Source organism: Azospirillum baldaniorum (genome assembly GCF_003119195.2).
GTDB classification, from domain to species: Bacteria; Pseudomonadota; Alphaproteobacteria; order Azospirillales; family Azospirillaceae; genus Azospirillum; species Azospirillum baldaniorum.
On the sequence record NZ_CP022254.1, the window covers coordinates 1,059,205 to 1,076,328 of the forward strand.

Genomic DNA, 17,124 nt, shown 5'->3' on the forward strand with positions numbered 1-17,124 from the left:
TTTCACGGACTGATGACGATCCGGTTCTCAACCTTGGTGACGCCGGGCGCCGCCCAGGCGGCCCGTTCGGCCTCCTGCCGTTCCGCCCAGGACCGGACGGTGCCCTTCAGGACGATCTCGCTGCCGTTGGCCTCGACGGTGATGCGGTTCGCGTCGACCTCGGCGCTGCGCCGGAACGCCTGCTCGATCTTCTGCTTGATCTCGGAGGGGGCGACCTGGGGCTTCAGGGTGATCAGGTTGGTGACGCCCTTGACCCCGCGCACTTGGCGGACCGCCTTCTCGGCGCTCTCGCGCTGATAGTTCCATTCGACCGTGCCTTCCAGCGTCACCCAGGCGGACTTGACGATGACCTTGATGCTTTCCCAGGACAGCGGCAGCCAGCTCTTGATCGCCGCGACGGCGTCGCGCGCGATCTCGGGATCCGGCCGCTCCTCGCCGCTGGGAATGCGCACCTCGAGATCGTTCGCCACCCCAACGACGCCGGACACGCGCTTCACCGCCTTCTCGGCTTCGAACTTCTCGAGGTAGCTGCGGACGAAACCGGTCAGCGTGACGACACCGTTCTTCACCGCCACCCCGATGTCCGTCGGATCGAGGGCCGGGGTCCAGCGGATTTCGAATTCCACATCCCGCTTGACGTCGCTGTCGCTCCTCATGCTCTCCTCCGCCATCTGCTTTATTCGGCTGCTTAATTCGGCCCATTGGGGGTGAAAGGGTCGCCACGGTTCGCGCGAACCAGCCCCGACACAGTCAAAGGCTCCCGTTTCAACGATCGATTGGGCACATGCGAGGCTGATTATGCCTCTGCATCATTTTGCCGCCTTGACGGTCATCAACTTTCTGTCATTCGCCATCGACTGTCCGGACAAGTTTCTTAGTCTTGGGCTGGATCCCTACATGAAGTGTTTTGGAACGCCCATGCACTCAACACCTTGAGTGCAGAGTGGCGAAGGCCCGTGAATCGCGGCAGCCCGCTTCGCCATCAACGTCGTCATTCACAACGACGTTGACCGGTCCAGGTCACTCGAATCCCGATGCAGGGGCGATGTCCGGAAGCAGAAACGGGGGGATCGATGTTCTCCACCGGCTCGGAATCGCTGCGCGACGCAAGAACGCCATCGATGCATTGAAGGTGATTTCGTGTGGCGGTCCTGGATGTCCCATGCCGACCGTGGGGGCATGAGGTCCGTTCGCCGGAATGGATTGAGGGCGACCATCACGATGTCGCAGGGGTCTCCTTTGTCGCGTGCCAAGCGAACCAGGAAAGCCGGAGGTAAATTGCCAATATAGCCGCCATACCAGCAATAGACCGTCTCGACTTGCACGGATCGAAGTTTGCTGGAAGGAAAGCAGATGCGATAAGGACGGGAATACTGATGTACGGTTGCGTTACGATGACGCAGCGCCCCTTGACGACATCGACGAGGCTCACGAATACGGTCGGCTTTCGGTAACGGTCCCAAGGATCGAACCGTCAATGTGCCATCAGGATCGGAACGGTCATGGTCGACAAGATTTCCTGCGTCATCCCGCCGAGGATCACCTCGCGCATCCACGAGTGTCCGTAGGCGCCCATGACTATGAGATCGGCTCCGAGGTCGGCCGTACGGGACAACACCGCTTCGGACGGGGTGAGGTCGATCAGCGACTGCGTTTCGGCCTTGGCGTTCAGGCCATGACGGACGAGATGCTGCACCACGTCGTCGGTGCCCCAGTCCTCGTCGGGGTCCGGATCGACGGACAGGACGGTCACCCCCGCCGCCATGGTCAGAAGCGGCAGCGTGTCGTGCAGGGCGCGCATGGACTCCCGGCCGCCGTTCCAGGCAATCAGAACGGTGACGCCAACCCGCTCAAAGTGACCGGCGCAGGGCACCATCAGCACGGGACGGCCGCAGGCGAGGATCACATCCTCCGGGGAATCCAGGACCATGCCCAGATCGGAGGCGTACTGCCCGAGCACGACGAGATCAGCGGCGCGGGCATGGCAGGTGACGAAAGACGCCAGCGACTCCTCTGTCCCCGTCGTCGGACGCCACTCGCCCGCCAAGTTCTCCCCTTGCAGCGTCGTCCGGAAAATCCCTTCCGCGGTGGTGTCCCCCAAGCCCACACCGATCATGTGCGCCCCGTACCGGCGCGCAAGATCGGCGGCGAGGTGGAGGCGGCCATCGCTGACCGGAGCAGGGTCGACATGGATGAGAATGTCTTTGATGGACATGGACCCTCTCTCGACCTGGAAATGCGCCCCTCAGCTCACCGGAGGTCCGCTCGGCGCGCCGAGCCTCGGCGTGGCGGTCATCCGGCGTCGGCAGCGGATTATGGCGCAGTGCAACCGTTGCGCGTTGATGGCCTTCAACAATTTCGCGATTGTAGAAGAAAAACCGGCCGATGTTGACGGCCGTCAAGGACAGGCTGCCGTACCTGTGCATGCTGAAAACGACGCCGGCAGTCATGTTCCGGGTGCCGGCTCACCGACAAGCCGGGAGGCCGCGATGATCAAGGTGGCGATGGTCCGTCTTGACGGAACGGTCGGCGACGATGTCCGCCTCACCGCTGCCGAAGACATGGCCAAACTCTTCGACGCTTGCATCGTCGGTCTGTTCCTCAACATCCTGACGCCCCTGCCGACCGTGGAAGGTGCCGATGCCGAGTTCTGGGCTCGGTTGATGCAACAGGCACAGAAGGCCGGTGACACGACGGAAGCGATGCTCCGGCACCGTCTGGCCGAGGTGAACGGACCGGCCGAGTTGCGCCGGTTCGATCTCTTCGCCGGCGATGTCGCGACGGTCGCCACCCGGGAGGCGCGCACGGCCGATGCTTTCGTGACCCTGCGCTTGGGCGCGGCCGATTCTTCCGGGCCAACCGAAGGCCTGGACGAAGGCGTTCTCTTCGGTTCCGGGCGGCACCTGTTCGTGGCCACGGGCCAGAAGCCGTTTCACAACGGCTTCGATCACGCCATCGTCGCCTGGAACGGCAGCCGGGAAGCCACGCGCACCATGGCCGAGGCCTTGCCGTATCTGCACGAGTCGCGGGCTGTGACCGTCATCGTCGTCGACCGGGAGCCGCCCGGCCAGAACGCCACGGCCGGAGCCGACGCCGTCGCCTACCTCAAGCACCACGGCATCGAAGCCCAGTTGCATCGCGCCGCAGACCTCGGCGGCGTCTCGGCGGCCCTGATCCAGGAAGCGGGAAGACTGGGGGCGGACCTCATAGTCATGGGCGGCTACGGCCACTCGCGTCTGCGCGAGTGGCTGCTTGGCGGCACCACCTACCGTCTCCTGCGCGATGCCCCGGCGCCGCTGGTGATCGCCCATTAAAGCGAACCTCCGTTCGCTTTAGATTCACATCGCCTCACTTGCCGGCTCTCAGCGGATGCCGATGGCATCCGCCCGCCTCTCGCGGGAACGATGTTCCCGCGAGAGGCGGGCTTCGGCCGCACGTGCGGCCGGGACCGCAGTCGCGGTCCAAAGCGGATTGCAATCCACTTTAGCGGGCGCGGTCGTCCACCGCGCCGGCGTGCTCGCCCTTGCCGAGCGCGGCTTGGACGTAGAGCTTGCGGACCAACACGAAGAGGACCACCGTCAGCGGCGAGGCCAGCAGCAAGCCCAGGGCCCCGAAGGCCAGCCCCATGGCGACGATGGCGAACAGGGTGAGCGCGGGCGGGATGGAGATCAGTTTCCGCGCGACCAGGGGCGTTACCACATTGCTCTCGATCTGCTGGACGAGAACGTACAGCCCCAGAACATAGAGCGTCGTGCCCAGCCCCGAGGACGAGGCGACCAGCAGGGCCGGAATCGCCGAAGCGATCGGCCCCACGAGGGGAACGAACTCCGCCAGTCCGGCGAGCAGGCCAAACGCAAGCGCCGATGGGACGCCGAGAAGCCAGAGGCCGAGCGTGGTCAGGATCCCGATGGTCGCCATCGCGATCACCTGCCCCTTGAGCCACTGGCCCAGCGCGTATCCTGCGCCGTCAAGGGCTTCCCGTGTCCGAAGTTCGGCATCGCGCGGGACGAGGGCGACCACGCCGTCGCGGTAGAGCCCCGGCTGCGCGGCAAGGTAGACGCTGCCGGCCACGACCAGCAGAAAGTTGCCAAGGGCGCCGAGCGTCGTCATCACGACGGACGTGACGTTGCTGACGACGCCCTCAGACAGCGTGCGGACGTCCAGGTCCTGGATTTGCCGGAGCAGCCCCCGTCCCCAGGCGTGGTCCTGCAGGCGCTTCCGCACCTTGTCCCAGGCCTCCGGAAGGATCCCCGTCAACTGGTCGACCTGGGCGGACACCTCCCGGCCGAAAAGCCAGACGCTCCCGCCGATCGCGACGACCAGGATCAGGATGGCGAGAGCCAGCGCCCACCCCGAGGACAGGTGAAGCCGTTGTCCGATCCAGTCGGCGAGCCCGCGCAGGAGAACCGCCAGCAGGACAGCCGCGAACGCCAGGAGAAGGACATCGACGATCCGCAGCAGGAAAAGGGAAAATCCTGCGAAGAGAATTGTAACGAGCATCCGGTAGGCATACGGCCCAATGTCCAGGCGCATATCCCTCTCCCCGAAGCGGCGGACTAAGATCATTCACCCGGGAACCGCGATGCCGGTTCGGAATCGCCGGCATCGGCTTCGCTTTCCCGGGGATCCTGCTCGCGCACCATCCAGTACACCCCGCCCAGCGCCAGCACGGCGATGGCCAGCCCCATCAAAGTGGCCGGTTCGGTCTTCGTGGCATCGATGATGATGAACTTGCGCACCAACGCCAGAAGCGCGATCAGCACAACGGTCCGGACTTGGATGACGCTCTGCCGGCGTTCCAGGATGCCCAGCAGGGAGTGTTTGAACTCCAGCGCGATGAGCACCGTCATGATCATGCCGAAGACGTTCTGGAAGACCGCTTGGTTGGCCGGATCCACAGCGTCAAGGAGGACCAACAGGACGATCCGCACCGTGAGGTGCCAGAGGGCGGCGGCGATGATGACGGCGATGAGAAACGTCAGGATCAGGCAGACGATCTGCTCGAACCGCTGGTAGAACGTCAAGGCGTCCCAGGCGCGTCGCGTTTTCCCGAAGATTTCCGAGGATGCCACCATGGACTCCCATGTCTACGGATGCGACGAGGTTGAACGGACGAACGTGCGCCGGAGCCGGGGCACCGGGTTACGCAGCGTCGTCGATGTGCAGCGGCGCTCGGACGACGCCGCAGCCGGCCCGCATGACGGCAGCGTCTCGAAAGCGGGTCGTTCGGCCTCCCTTCGATCCATCCGGTACCCCACCCGGTGCGTCCTCACGCGGTTGATCGCCGGGATCGGGCGCGCACTCCGCGTCCAACCGGCGAAGCCATGCCTGCTTCACGCAAATGTCCATGGGGAAACTCCTCGACGAAATCTCTTCGAAATCTCTTCGACCCGGGCCGCAGCAGAACGGTTGCGCCATCTTAGTCGTGCGACAGGCAGTATCATGGATCGCGCCAGAGGCGACCATCCGGCGCCTTCCTAAGGGGAATCCCGCAGAGGTTCCGCCTCTTGTCCACAGCGCGCGTCCAGGCCTGCCGATCGAAAGAGATTCCCGGCTCACCTTGGGATGACGAGCCGGGAACCAGCGGTCGAGTGCGTCCCGCTGGAGTGTTGGTGCACGGAGGCGAGCCGGACCGGTTGGCGGGGTCGAACGCGCCGTGTAGAAGAGGACAGCGCGATAGGTGTCAGCTAAACAACGCCGCCATTATCAACCAAACACAGTAAGATAACCTTGAGCCCGGAGCGCCTGCCGGGCTTGCTGGTGTTCCCAGAACGATATCCGGCCGGGAATCGGATCCCTCAGGCTGATCGGCCAGTAACGGTCCGCCGCGTCGTCAAACACCCAAACCTGACTCATGTCCCGCTTGTCGTAGCGGACGATCGGCTTCTCCCGGCGGACCTGCCAGTGCTTCAGGATGGGGTCGTGGTAGACGAGATTGAACAGCTGGATGGTCTGTCCACCGACGGCCGGGGTGCGGAACGGCAGGAAATCCAGCAGCAACGGATCGTCGTTGGCTGGAGGCTCCCGCCGCCGATGGAGCGGGAGAGCGGCGATGGCCTCTTCCCACACGGCCAGCGGGGGACGCAGAAGCTGGCGATGCTCGCTGGCGTGGTAGATGCCGACGATCTGCAGCGCCAGCCACCACTCGAACTCCGACTGGGTGATCCGCGCCCGGCCTTCGGCGTCATATTCACCGCGCTGCCGGGGATCGGAGAAGGTGGTGCCGGACAGCAGGTGCACCTCACCCATCAGGCGCCCGATGAGCCGCTCGATGTGGCCGCCGACATGCGGCACCTTGACGGGCCGCGGCACCGTTTCGATCCCGTGTCGCCGGCATCCCAGAGAAAGCCTCGGGCCTTGAACTCCCGCGCGTTGTCGAGATGCATCGCCTTCGGAACCCCGGACACCGGCCAAGGTGCCGTGATGTTGCGCGCCGCGAGCCAGGCTGCCTTTGTCCGGATGCCCTGTTCGAGGGCGTAGGCGACGCTGCATTCGCAGGGCGCGCGCAGTGTGACGTGGAAGCCGAAGACCATCCGGGTCCGGATGTCGATGGCCAGGGTCAGCCACGGCCGGCCGATGGGCTGACGATGAATGTCGTCGAGAACGATGACGTCAGCCAGCGTATGGTCGATCTGAATCACGTCGAGCGGATGCTCGACCTCATAGCGGCAGGTGTGAGGGCTAATCTTGTCGCGGGCGGCCTTGGGACCTTCGCGCCGCCTGAGGACGAGGTCAGCCGGCAGGCGATCGACGCGCCGCTGGACTGTCGTTGCCATGACCTCCTTCAGCCCGACTTTCCGCAGCCGACGATTGACCTCCCGCACCAGCTCGGAGACTGGCGGCTTTTCGCGGGTCAGGTAGGTGTCCTCGATGGCCGCATCGATGATGTCCGATTTCTGGGTGTTCAGTCGTGACCGGCCCTTGGTCCAGCCGCGGCGAAGTTCCAGGACGGATTCGGGCTTCGGATCATCCGAATAACGGCGCAGCAGCTTAGAGTGCCGATCAAAACCTGTATCAGTCCGAGCAAGATCAACGGCTTAAGTCCGTAGAGACAGGGTTTTGATCTGCGCTCTTATACAAGGTCACCGCGCTGATGCCGAGTTGCGCAGCCTCCCGCTCAACGTTCCCGCTCAACGTCTAAGCGAGTGCGTTGTGTCTGCGCCGCCAAGCGGGTCACGGCATCAAGACGAGCGCGCAGCAGAGCCGCTTCCGCGTCCGACTGGTCTAAAAACCGCAGCCGTCCTCCGGAGCGATCGGTCGACATTGGCGCACGCTCCGGTTAACCTTATTCAGGTCAGGCTCGTGCTTCAGTTTGCGTTATTGGTGTGCGGTTAACAATATTGCTATCCAGCTAAGTATTTGGATTTTTTGAATTTTCGAGTTAGTCTTATTGAGATGACCGACACCGGCCCGCCGCTCCGGAGGCCGCCATGCCCGCCGTTCCCCCGCCGATCGCCATCCCCTTCGCGCTGCTGCCGCACCTCAGCGCGGCCGACGTCGCCCGCCTACGCGCCGCCTTCGCGGCTCGGGCCATGGCCGCATCGACCCGGCGGGCGCTGCTCGGCGACGCCCGGCTGTTCGTCCGCTGGTGCGCCCAGGCCGGGCACCGCGCCCTACCGGCCGGCCCGACGACCCGGAGGCGCGGCCCGGCGAGGGCATCATCTGCATCCGCCGCTCCAAGACTGACCCGGAAGGCGAGGGCGCCGAGGTTTGGCTGTCGGCCGAGGCTATGGTCGCGCTCGCCGCGTGGCGGGTGGTGGCGCCCCGTTGGCCGGATTCGGTCACCGGCGCGCCGACGCGGGAGGGGGTGTTCGTCTTCGGCCATCTGCGGCGCGGCGGCCCGGGCGAGCGGATGAGCCCGGCGGCAGTGCGGCGAGTCGTCGTCCGACGCACCGGCGCGGCCGACCCGCTGGCCGTCGGCTTCAGCGGTCATTCCTTGCGCGTCGGCGCCGCCCAGGATCTGCTCGCCGCCGGCGTCGACCTAGCCGGCCTCATGCAGGCCGGGCGCTGGGCCTCGCCGCAGATGCCGGCGCGCTACACCGAGCGCTTGCGGGCGGTGCGCGGGGCGGTCGCGCGGATTCGACGGTCCCGGCAGCGGGGCGACCACGGCCAAGACCCACTGTGATCGCCACCATCGACGAAGTCGCCATCAGCACGATGAAGCAGGACAGGTCGCAGGATTTGGTTGGTCCGTGCCTGGGCCGACCGAGCAAACGCCTTCGGACGTCGCCAACCAAGAGGCCTCCTGTTCGGTCCCCATCGTTGGACGGGGATGCTCCACTTCGGCTTTTGGCGGATAGTGTTGAAAAACTCCCTGACGAGTACTTCGCAGCCGTTTTGACGCAATAATGATCCACTTTGCCGGCCTTCAGAGCGATATCGCTGCGTGGCACCCCTATAGAGCGACGGAAAATTTCTCGCTCCGGCAGGCTCGAGAGTTTTTCAACACTATCGGCGCAAAGCGGACCATCAGGGGCTTCGAACTTGGTGCCCTCTTTCACCACACGGCGAACGGCTGGGTGAAGCTGCTGGTCCGAAGGCCTACGGCTGTCGCCGCGGCGTGCCCCGTTACAGCGCTGTCGGGATTTCGACCGGGACGGGGCAAGCCCCTCTACCCGCACAGCCCCAGCAGGCAAGATGATGACCCTGAACATGCGTGTTGGCAAGGGAGTGGCTTCTCGCGGCAGGTTCCCCTTTCGCAACACCCATACTGGCAATTGTCGGTGCGAATCGGCCTCAGACGTGGCAGGGACGGGCCTCCCCTACTCGTTCTACACTGTGGGACAGGTTGCCGCGGTTCGTTGGCACCCAGGAAGGCACCCGAGCCCGACCAGGGTGGCACGCACCGCCTCGTCGAGCGGGGTGTGGGGCTCAGCCCCAAGCTCAGCCGTCAGCCGGGCGTTGTTCAACTTGACGGGCGTCTCCCAGAGGTAACGCATCTCCACCAATTCCCGAAACAGCGGGACGAATGGGGAGGCTGCGGTCATCAGGAGCCATGGAAGCCGACGGACGGGGAGATCAGGCTCGCCAACCACGCGCCTGATCGCTTCCAAGACCCGTGTTCCGTCTTCGTCCCAATGCCCTCCCATGTGGAAGGTGGCGAATGCATCCCGCGCCTCACGTTCAGCCAAACGCACCATTGTCTCCGCAACGTCAGGGAGGTAGGCCCACTGATGTCCGACGCCCGCTTTGCCCGGATAAGTAAGAGAGCGGAGTCGGCGTCCGGGTTTCACAAGCCCTTGCGAGAACCAGCTGTTTCCCGCCCCTGGGCCGAAGAAATCGCCGGCGCGCACGATCAGAACTCGAACGTCCCCTTTGTCCGAGGCCATCCGGAGGCGCCGTTCCATCTCGACGCGAATGGCGCCCTTGCGGGTGAGCGGGGTCTGGGGAGAGGACTCATCCAGCAGCGGGAACGCGTCGGGCCCATAGTTGTAGACCGTGCCCGGAAGGAGGATGCGGGCGCCACTCGCGCGTGCCGCGGCAATCGCATTGGCCAGCATCGGAAGCACCAGCTTGCCCCAGTTCCGGTAGGCTGGGGGGTTTACCGCGTGCACGATGAGCGAGGCTCCCTGCGCCGCGTGCGCCACGGCTGAGGCCGACATGGCATCGCCGCGAATCCACTCCAGGCCGCCTTGCGCGCCGGCTTTGCCGGGGTCGCGGGCAAGCGCGCGGACGGTCCATCCACCGTTGCGCAGACGCCGCGCGACGTGCCCACCGATGCCCCCCGTCGCGCCGAGGACCAAGGCTGTCCGATGTGTCATATCCAACTCCTGCCGCTGCGTGTTGCGGCAGGTTGCTCCGTGGTGCTTCTCAACGGAATTGTGGAAAGTCGTGCAGTAGCTATACTGAAATACATGAGCCAGGAGCCCGCTTGGGACCTATACCGGACCTTCCTCGCCGTCCTGCGGGAGGGATCGCTGTCGGCTGCCGCGCGGTCGCTTGGCCTCACCCAGCCTACGGTGTCGCGTCACATCGAGGCGCTCGAAAACACCGTAGGACTGAGGCTCTTCGTCCGGTCGCAATGGGGACTGACACCGACCGAGGCGGCGTTGGAGCTTGCGCCCTACGCCGAGACGATCGCCTCCACCGCGGCCGCGATGCTCCGGGTCGCTTCGGGGCATGGTGCCGTCGTCGGCGGAACGGTGCGGATCAGTGCCAGCGAGGTTGTCGGGGTAGAAGTCCTGCCTCCGATCTTGACGGCATTGCGGGAACGACATACTCATCTAACGATTGAACTCGTGCTCTCGAATACGGTTGAGGACCTGCTCCGTCGAGATGCCGACATCGCTGTGCGAATGGTCGAGCCCGCCCAGGAGGCACTGGTTGCCAAGCATGTAGGAATGATCGCGCTTGGATTTCACGCGCATCGTCGATACTTGGACCGGCGGGGCATGCCCGCCACGTTGGGCGACTTGGTCCAACACGACGTGATCGGCTTCGACAGGGATACACCAGCGATCCGGACGATGCTCAAGCGGGTCCGCGGCGTGGACCGATCCGCCTTCGCGCTGCGGGCCGACAGCGACCTTGCCCAGCTTGCCATGCTCCGGGCCGGCTTTGGCATCGGCGTCTGCCAAATCCCGGTTGCTGCACGCGATCCCGACCTCGTCCGGGTGCTCGCCGATGCGTTCGTGCTGAACCTTCCGACCTGGGTGGTGATGCACGAAGATCTTCGGTCGAGCCCCCGGTGCCGCGCCGTGTTCGACGCGCTCGTTGACGGATTGGCAGCCCACTCGAAAGCAGGAGCGTCCAGCGCGCATGGCGAACCTGGGACCCGGCCCGAGATGCCACCGGACAGACCGGAGTGGTAGGGAAGACGTTGTCTTACACCGGTCTGCACGGGATTGCGGCGCCTTTTCCAAAACAGTGACCACGCTAGCTGGCGGCTCCCCTTTCGCCACCAAGCTGGTCCCTGTTTCGCGGGGCCATCCCAGGCGAGCGGTCGGCGCTTGTCGCGCCCCGGTTGCTGTGGTCATAGTCGTTGCAGACTGACTGTTTAGAGAGAACGGAGATGCCCCAGAAATCGTGCCTCAGAGCCGGAGCGGCGCTGATCGCTTTATATGCAACGACGCTGATAGCTGGAGGGCCTGCTGCTGCGCAGTATCCGTCGTCGCCCGACGGTTTCAAGCTCGATATGAACTGGAACGAGCTCGCGCCCAAAGTCGTAAAGCTCAACGTTTCGAGCCTCGGCGTGGGCGATCACGGCTACATTTATACATACTCACTGGGCCTATGCCGTGACGAGCAAAACCTTCATGTTTCTCGCCTCGCCCCGTTAGAGACGTCTCGGTCTACGTATAGTGAATACTTCAAGGTAACACGACTGGCCGGTGGAGATGTAGATATTGAAACTACCGATAGTCAAGGCGATGTTCTGAAGGGAAGCAAGCTACAAGAGCGTCTGCTCAGCATGACCTTGATTCAGCTGTGCACGAAGCTCAAAGAAAGTCACTGGCCGACGGAGTCAACCGAATCAATGACGTTCAGGGTGCGGTCCGTCAATGGCGGCGCGTCCTTGAGTGCTCTCTTCGCTCTAGGCTCAGATAAGCCTGCAAAGCAGGCGGACGCCGGATTGCCGAGCCAGCCCGAACCGGACTCGGCCAGTACGCCGACGCCTTCGTCGCCCACATGGCTCGTATTGGAAGAAAAGTCGCCCCTGGACGACAGCACGAACGCGACCCTTATGCTGGGTGCTGTGGCGCCTGATGGGTCGGCGGCCAGCCGGGGAACGCTCTTCATTCGTTGCCGCGACCGCAAACTGGACGTACTGATCACGGCTGGAGGACATCTCCTATTCGGCGACAACGACAAGATATCGGTTACCTACCGGTACGACGACGAGCCCGCTAAGTCAGGCAGTTGGAACGAGTCGACCAACAGTAAGGCGATATTCTACCCAGGCAAGGAGAGCGATTTTATCGCCCGCCTTCTCAAGGCCAAAAAGTTCTTCATCCGCATCCAGCCACGCCGAAGTGCGTATATCGACTTTACGTTCAACGTCGGCGGGCTCGCGGAGCATAGTGCCGCTCTCTCGAAGTCTTGCAAGGGCGTTCTCACCACTGCGCCAGCCGGTGGGACGGGTTCGCCGAGCCCAGCCAACGACAAGCCCGCCAAAAACCCGAAGACTTGATGCTCCGCTTGCAGCGACACTTTCATACCGTCTTGCAGAATCACTGACATATGTACGGTGGGCGCGAGGCATCGATCAGATGTGCGGCCCGGAAAAGGCTATGTGTCAGCCTTTCTGCACGGCGGTATGACGCGCTTCCGCTCTTGATCCGGACCAATTCGCCAACAGTGTCCGGGTCAAGAACCGACCAGCCACAGAAATGGCGCACGTTCCCTCTTGCCGCGTCGGGCCCGGTTCTGTTCGGCCTTACTTCCGTAGGTGTCCGAATGATGGGCGCGCACGGCCCACGCTGATGTTCGCATCCGACTGTTGTTTCAGCTCCAGACATTGGAGGCAAGCATGTGCCACAGCAGTGATCGTTGGAGCTTCTGGTCTCATCGGCAGCAGAAGACGGGGCCGGTGAATCGGAGTACGACACCGGCACCGACCGAGGAGGATGCCCGGAAGCCCGCCGTGGAACCGCGTGAGGACGAGCGAACCCGGCGCGAGAAAGAGTTGGAACGCCTGCTCTAATCGGGAAGCTTCTGAATCGCACTGCTCTGCTGCTCGGCTGCGTTGGCGATCTCCCGCTTGAGTTTGGCGGTGATGGCATGAACAAAGCTTGATCGGTCAGCGACGCTGTGGACAAAGGCGCCGGAGCCGCCAATGACCCGTTGTGCGAAATACGCCCCGAGCCAGGGAACCTCGTCGAGGATGACCAAGCCGTTGATGGTGACACCCTCAGCAACGACGCGGTCGCGCGCGACCTCTGGGAGCGTGCCAACGTTGTTGTAGCCGTTGCTGACAACGTCGATGACACGGCGGGGCGCCGGTATGACGTTGGGAAAGAGCGTCGCGCAGTTCAACAGCGCCGCACCGATGCCGGTGCTGCCGGCACGGTCACGCCGCGGCACGGCGTCGATCGCCGCCGCGAACGCTTCGCCGCTGCTGGCGTCAGCGATCACCGTCCATGGGACGAACACCTTCAGGGCCGTGGGATCCGACCATAGCACCAGGGTCACCGCAATTCGACCGCGATAGCCACCACGGATCAACTCCACCACGGTCCGATCTCGGAATGCGGCCGCATGTCCATCGAGTTCGAATTCAAACATGGCCTGGTCGATGCTTGCTGATCCGTCAACGGCGAGCACGAGTTCCAGATCGACGGCGGGCTGGGCCGCAAGGGCGCTGCCACAGGAGAGGATGGTCGCGGCAACTGCAGCAGCAACTCCGGTCGGCACCGACATGACTGGCCTCCACCCAGTTATGTGGAGCGGCCCGAAACGTCTGCGACTGCCTGAAGCAACCCATCGCCGTTACGCGGTCGTCCAAACGAGTGTCCCCTTTCACCACACCGGGAAGGGTATCCGTTGGCAGCAAGTGCCGCTCCTTGAGGCTGCCGAGCAAGCTTCACGCTGCCCACCAGAGCCCATCAGGCGGCTTGGTCACGCTGGTATCGCCGTACGGCTTCCAGGTCCCACGCGGAACCCCGCAGGGTTGCCCGATGCTCCGGAGTGAGATCACCGGTAAACACTGGGTATTTACCCCACTGCCGTCAACCAAGAGGTGCCTCAAGACGGCTCACCGACATTCCAGATGGCCGCGCCCGAGCAACCGCCTCGGCTTCGCACTGTTACCTTTATCGCTGGGTGCGCTTACCAACCGAGGGACCGATGGGCGACGAGATGACCCCCGACGAATTTCTGCCCCCGGACGCCAGGGCACGCTTTGATCGCATTCGTGCAACGGCCCGAGAGGTCTTCGGCGACGACTACAAGGCTCGTTATTTCCTGGTGCGACCGCACCCGCAGCTCGAAAGTCGCCGACCCATGGCCCTCCTCCTCACCGAGGGTGACGAAGGCGTCAGGCGTGTCCAGGACATCCTGCGGAGTCATCGCACTGCTGCCAAGGGGTAAGGATGTCCGGCTGCGTTCCCTTGTGCGACGTTAGCGACGACTTCTGACCAGGGAAGAAACGCGCCCGAGAGACGAAGCGGATGGAGTCTGCTGAAAGAGACCCTGTCTACCGCCCAACTGTTCCATCCACGGACGCAATCCGCCCGCAACGCGGAGAGGGACGACAGGGTTATCACAGGAAGGCCAGCGACCAGAGGCGGTCTCCGCGGCGCGGGGGGTGGGTTGCCGGGCAGCGCATGAGGGCAGGATGACACGGCCGAACGCGCTTGGATCTGCGCGCCGTTCTGGACGCGGAGGAACGCGCCGGGCTCCTCATCGCACAGCGTTGCGCCATGAGAAAAATGCTCTGACGGCGGCTCGCCGTGCGCCGCTCCGGGGTTTATGGAGAGCGCATGCGCGATTGAGGCAGCCAACAATCCGTCATCCGAATGCTTGGATTGGCTGTAATTTTATTGCCTCGCTGCGTTGCACACTCCGCGTATCTGGTATTTGGTATGCCAGTGTAGAGTCGTCTCCATCAGACATGAAGGAGATGCACCATGGCCTACACCACCGCTTCGCACACCGATCACGACGGTCTTCTGTCGGGCATCGTCAAGGGCGTTCGTGAGTTCGTGAGCGCATGGTTCGAGACATCCGCCGCCTACACCGTCTATCGTGAGCTGTCGGCCTTGAGCAGGGCCGAGCTGGCCGCGCGTGACCTGCGCCGCGAGGACATCGGCCGCGTCGCCATGGACCTGCCGACGCTGATGCGCGAATAACCTGCGCGCGGTCTTCTCCAAGCCGGGAGAGCGCCGAACGCGTGATGGGTCAGGAGAGCGCCTTTTGCAGCTCCTCCTTGCTCATGCGGGACCGGCCGGGCAGGTTCCGCTCCTTTGCCTTCTCGTAGAGGGCCGCGCGGGTCGCGTTTTCGTCGGCATGGTGCCGGAACGGCGCTGGCTTCCGGGCAACATCGTCCGGCTGCTTTGAGAACTGCCTGCCCTTTTTCGTGTCGGCGCGCTTCTTGTCGCTGGTGCGCCGGTAGTCCGCTTTGGACAGGTGTTCGCGGGCCTGCCGGGGGAGGTAACGTTCCCCCGTTTCCCCGCTCGGCTTGCCGGAGCCCGTGCCCCACTCCTCGTCGGTCCACTGGCTCAGGCTGTTGGCCGCGCTTTTGGGCCCCGCGTAGCCGCCGCCGCACCGCTTGTATTCCTGAACGGCCATCTGAGCCTTGCGGGCGGACCACTGGCCGGGCTCGCCGCCCTTGCCGCCTTTCAAGATGCTTGCCTTCACCGTCTCCCACAAACGGGGGTCGGTGCGCTCGGCGCGCGATGCCATGTCGCCCTCCTGCCTGTGACTCACGTCCACAAACAGGCCGACGGAGCGATGGTGCCGCGCCGAGGAGCGTTTCCGCCCCCCGGACGCGGCGCGATCAGCCGCGCGCCGCCAGCTCCTCGTGGGTGATGCGCTGAAGCCCGCCCTCGGTGCCGACGACATAGACCTCGTCGGCGTTGCGGATGGTCGCCAGGCGGTGGGCGATGACCAGGGTGGTCCGCCCCTCGGCCAGCTCCATCAGCGACTTCTGGATCTCCCGCTCGGTCTGGGTGTCGAGCGCGGAAGTCGCCTCGTCGAGGATCAGGATCGGCGGGTTCTTCAGGAACATGCGGGCGATGGTCAGGCGCTGCTTCTGCCCGCCGGACAGCTTCACGCCACGCTCCCCGATGACGGTGTCCAACCCCTCCGGCAGGGAGGCGATCAGCCCGTCGAGATGGGCCCGCCGCGCCGCCTCCATGATCTCCGCGTCGCCGGCGCCGAGACGGCCGTAGGCGATGTTCTCGCGGATCGTGCCGCCGAACAGGAACACGTCCTGCTGGACGATGCCGATCTGCCGGCGCAGCGAGGCCAGCGTCATGGCGCGGATGTCCAGGCCGTCGATGGTGATGCGCCCGGCCATGACCTCGTAGAAGCGCGGCAGCAGCGAGCAGATCGTCGTCTTGCCGGCACCCGACGGCCCGACGAAGGCGACGGTGGAGCCGGCCTTGATCGACAGGTCGATGCCCTTCAGCACCGGGCGCGCCGGGTCGTAGCCGAAGGACACGCCCTCGTAGCGGATGTCGCCCTTCAGCGCCGGGGCCGCCACGGCGCCGGGCGCGTCGGCGATGTCCGGCTGGGTGTCGAGCAGCTGGGTGTAGCGGCGGAAGCCGGCGATGCCGCGGGGGTAGGTCTCGATGACCGCGTTGATCTTCTCGATCGGGCGGAAGAAGGTGTTGACCAGCAGCAGGAAGGCGAAGAACCCGCCCTGGGTCAGCTCGCCCACCAGCACGAAATGGGCGCCGGTCAGCATGACGACGATCAGGATCAGCCGCATGCTCATGTAGCTGAGCGTCGTCGAGGCCGCCATGATCTTGTAGGCGGCGAGCTTGGTGGTGCGGTAGCGGTCGTTGTCCTCGGCAAACAGCTTGCGCTCGTGGTCCTCGTTGGTGAAGGCCTGGACCACGCGCATGCCACCGACATTCTCCTCGATGCGGACGTTGAAGTCGCCGACGCGGGAATAGAGCGACTGCCAGTTCTTCGTCATCCGCCCGCCGTAGCGGCTGGTCACGAAGGCGATCACCGGAACGATGGCCGCGGTGATCAGCGCCAGCGGCAGATGCACCACCGCCATGAGTGTGAAGGCGCCGACGAAGGTCATGACCGCGATCAGCAGGTCCTCGGGACCGTGGTGCGCCACCTCGCCGATCTCGTCCAGGTCGCGGGTGACCCGCCCGACGAGATGGCCCGTCTTGTTGTTGTCGTAGAAGCTGAAGGAGAGCTTCTGCAGATGGTCGAAGCTCTTGCGGCGCATCTCCGTCTCGATGTTCACGCCGAGCATGTGGCCCCAGTAGGTCACGATGGCCATCAGGCCGCCGTTCGCCATGTAGATCGCCAGCAGCGCCACCGTGGCGGCGACGATCAGCGGCCAGTCCTGGGTCGGCAGAAGCTGGTCCACGAAGGCGCGCACGGCCATCGGGAACCCCAACTCCAGCAGGCCCGACAGGACGGCGCAGACGATGTCGAGGACCAGCAGGCCGGTGAAGGGGCGGTAGTAGGAGAGGAAGCGGCGAAGCATGGCTCTTCTCA

At 64.4% G+C, this 17,124-nt stretch carries 16 protein-coding genes; 6 read left to right on the forward strand and 10 right to left on the reverse strand.

All coding sequences use genetic code 11. The features are described from left to right. Positions 1-2: 2 nt before the first annotated feature. On the reverse strand, positions 3-656 hold the full coding sequence (locus Sp245p_RS19155; protein ID WP_014197826.1) for a BON domain-containing protein: 654 nt from the start codon (positions 654-656) through the stop codon (positions 3-5). Between the two features lie 818 nt (positions 657-1,474). Next, complete coding sequence (locus Sp245p_RS19160) at positions 1,475-2,215, reverse strand: universal stress protein (RefSeq protein ID WP_014197831.1); 741 nt, start codon at positions 2,213-2,215, stop codon at positions 1,475-1,477. Here Sp245p_RS19160 and Sp245p_RS19165 point away from each other — a divergent pair. Next, on the forward strand, positions 2,208-3,314 hold the full coding sequence (locus Sp245p_RS19165) for a universal stress protein (RefSeq protein WP_211101793.1): 1,107 nt from the start codon (positions 2,208-2,210) through the stop codon (positions 3,312-3,314). The genes Sp245p_RS19160 and Sp245p_RS19165 overlap by 8 nt on opposite strands. Before the next feature lie 169 nt (positions 3,315-3,483). On the opposite strand, the gene Sp245p_RS19170 is transcribed toward Sp245p_RS19165, so the two are convergent. The 4 genes from Sp245p_RS19170 to Sp245p_RS35010 form a co-directional block, all read right to left on the reverse strand. Then, complete coding sequence (locus Sp245p_RS19170; protein ID WP_014197835.1) at positions 3,484-4,533, reverse strand: AI-2E family transporter; 1,050 nt, start codon at positions 4,531-4,533, stop codon at positions 3,484-3,486. Positions 4,534-4,562: 29 nt separating this feature from the next. Next, entirely contained in the window at positions 4,563-5,075 is a 513-nt protein-coding gene (locus tag Sp245p_RS19175) for a phosphate-starvation-inducible PsiE family protein (RefSeq protein WP_014197836.1), read from the reverse strand. A gap of 631 nt (positions 5,076-5,706) precedes the next feature. Continuing rightward, the gene (locus tag Sp245p_RS19180) at positions 5,707-6,312 is read right to left on the reverse strand and encodes a Mu transposase C-terminal domain-containing protein (RefSeq protein WP_014197838.1); all 606 of its coding nucleotides are present in this window, start codon (positions 6,310-6,312) and stop codon (positions 5,707-5,709) included. Then, positions 6,249-6,776 (reverse strand): integrase, catalytic region (fragment), encoded by a 528-nt coding sequence (locus Sp245p_RS35010; RefSeq protein WP_014197839.1) that lies wholly within the window; start codon positions 6,774-6,776, stop codon positions 6,249-6,251. Before Sp245p_RS35010 ends, Sp245p_RS19180 begins: the two co-directional genes overlap by 64 nt. Before the next feature lie 812 nt (positions 6,777-7,588). Here Sp245p_RS35010 and Sp245p_RS19190 point away from each other — a divergent pair. Further along, entirely contained in the window at positions 7,589-8,125 is a 537-nt protein-coding gene (locus Sp245p_RS19190) for a tyrosine-type recombinase/integrase (protein WP_014197841.1), read from the forward strand. Positions 8,126-8,771: 646 nt separating this feature from the next. Here Sp245p_RS19190 and Sp245p_RS19195 read toward each other — a convergent pair. Beyond that, positions 8,772-9,761 (reverse strand): NAD-dependent epimerase/dehydratase family protein, encoded by a 990-nt coding sequence (locus Sp245p_RS19195; RefSeq protein WP_014197842.1) that lies wholly within the window; start codon positions 9,759-9,761, stop codon positions 8,772-8,774. A gap of 93 nt (positions 9,762-9,854) precedes the next feature. Between Sp245p_RS19195 and Sp245p_RS19200 the strand changes: the two genes are divergently transcribed. Both Sp245p_RS19200 and Sp245p_RS19205 read left to right on the forward strand, forming a co-directional pair. Then, on the forward strand, positions 9,855-10,811 hold the full coding sequence (locus tag Sp245p_RS19200) for a LysR family transcriptional regulator (protein ID WP_014197843.1): 957 nt from the start codon (positions 9,855-9,857) through the stop codon (positions 10,809-10,811). A gap of 200 nt (positions 10,812-11,011) precedes the next feature. After that, positions 11,012-12,130 (forward strand): hypothetical protein, encoded by a 1,119-nt coding sequence (locus Sp245p_RS19205; protein ID WP_109138766.1) that lies wholly within the window; start codon positions 11,012-11,014, stop codon positions 12,128-12,130. 509 nt (positions 12,131-12,639) lie between these two features. Here Sp245p_RS19205 and Sp245p_RS19210 read toward each other — a convergent pair. Continuing rightward, entirely contained in the window at positions 12,640-13,359 is a 720-nt protein-coding gene (locus Sp245p_RS19210; RefSeq protein WP_014197847.1) for a DUF1194 domain-containing protein, read from the reverse strand. Positions 13,360-13,785: 426 nt separating this feature from the next. Here Sp245p_RS19210 and Sp245p_RS19215 point away from each other — a divergent pair, with 426 nt between their 5' ends. Further along, on the forward strand, positions 13,786-14,028 hold the full coding sequence (locus Sp245p_RS19215; RefSeq protein ID WP_014197848.1) for an MbcA/ParS/Xre antitoxin family protein: 243 nt from the start codon (positions 13,786-13,788) through the stop codon (positions 14,026-14,028). A gap of 539 nt (positions 14,029-14,567) precedes the next feature. Next, the gene (locus Sp245p_RS19220) at positions 14,568-14,789 is read left to right on the forward strand and encodes a hypothetical protein (RefSeq protein ID WP_014197850.1); all 222 of its coding nucleotides are present in this window, start codon (positions 14,568-14,570) and stop codon (positions 14,787-14,789) included. A gap of 49 nt (positions 14,790-14,838) precedes the next feature. Here the strand turns inward: Sp245p_RS19220 and Sp245p_RS19225 are convergent, their stop codons facing one another. Next, the gene (locus Sp245p_RS19225) at positions 14,839-15,342 is read right to left on the reverse strand and encodes a hypothetical protein (protein ID WP_014197851.1); all 504 of its coding nucleotides are present in this window, start codon (positions 15,340-15,342) and stop codon (positions 14,839-14,841) included. Between the two features lie 94 nt (positions 15,343-15,436). After that, positions 15,437-17,113, reverse strand: coding sequence for an ABC transporter ATP-binding protein (locus Sp245p_RS19230; protein ID WP_014197852.1), 1,677 nt, complete (start codon positions 17,111-17,113; stop codon positions 15,437-15,439). Between the last annotated feature and the right edge of the window lie 11 nt (positions 17,114-17,124).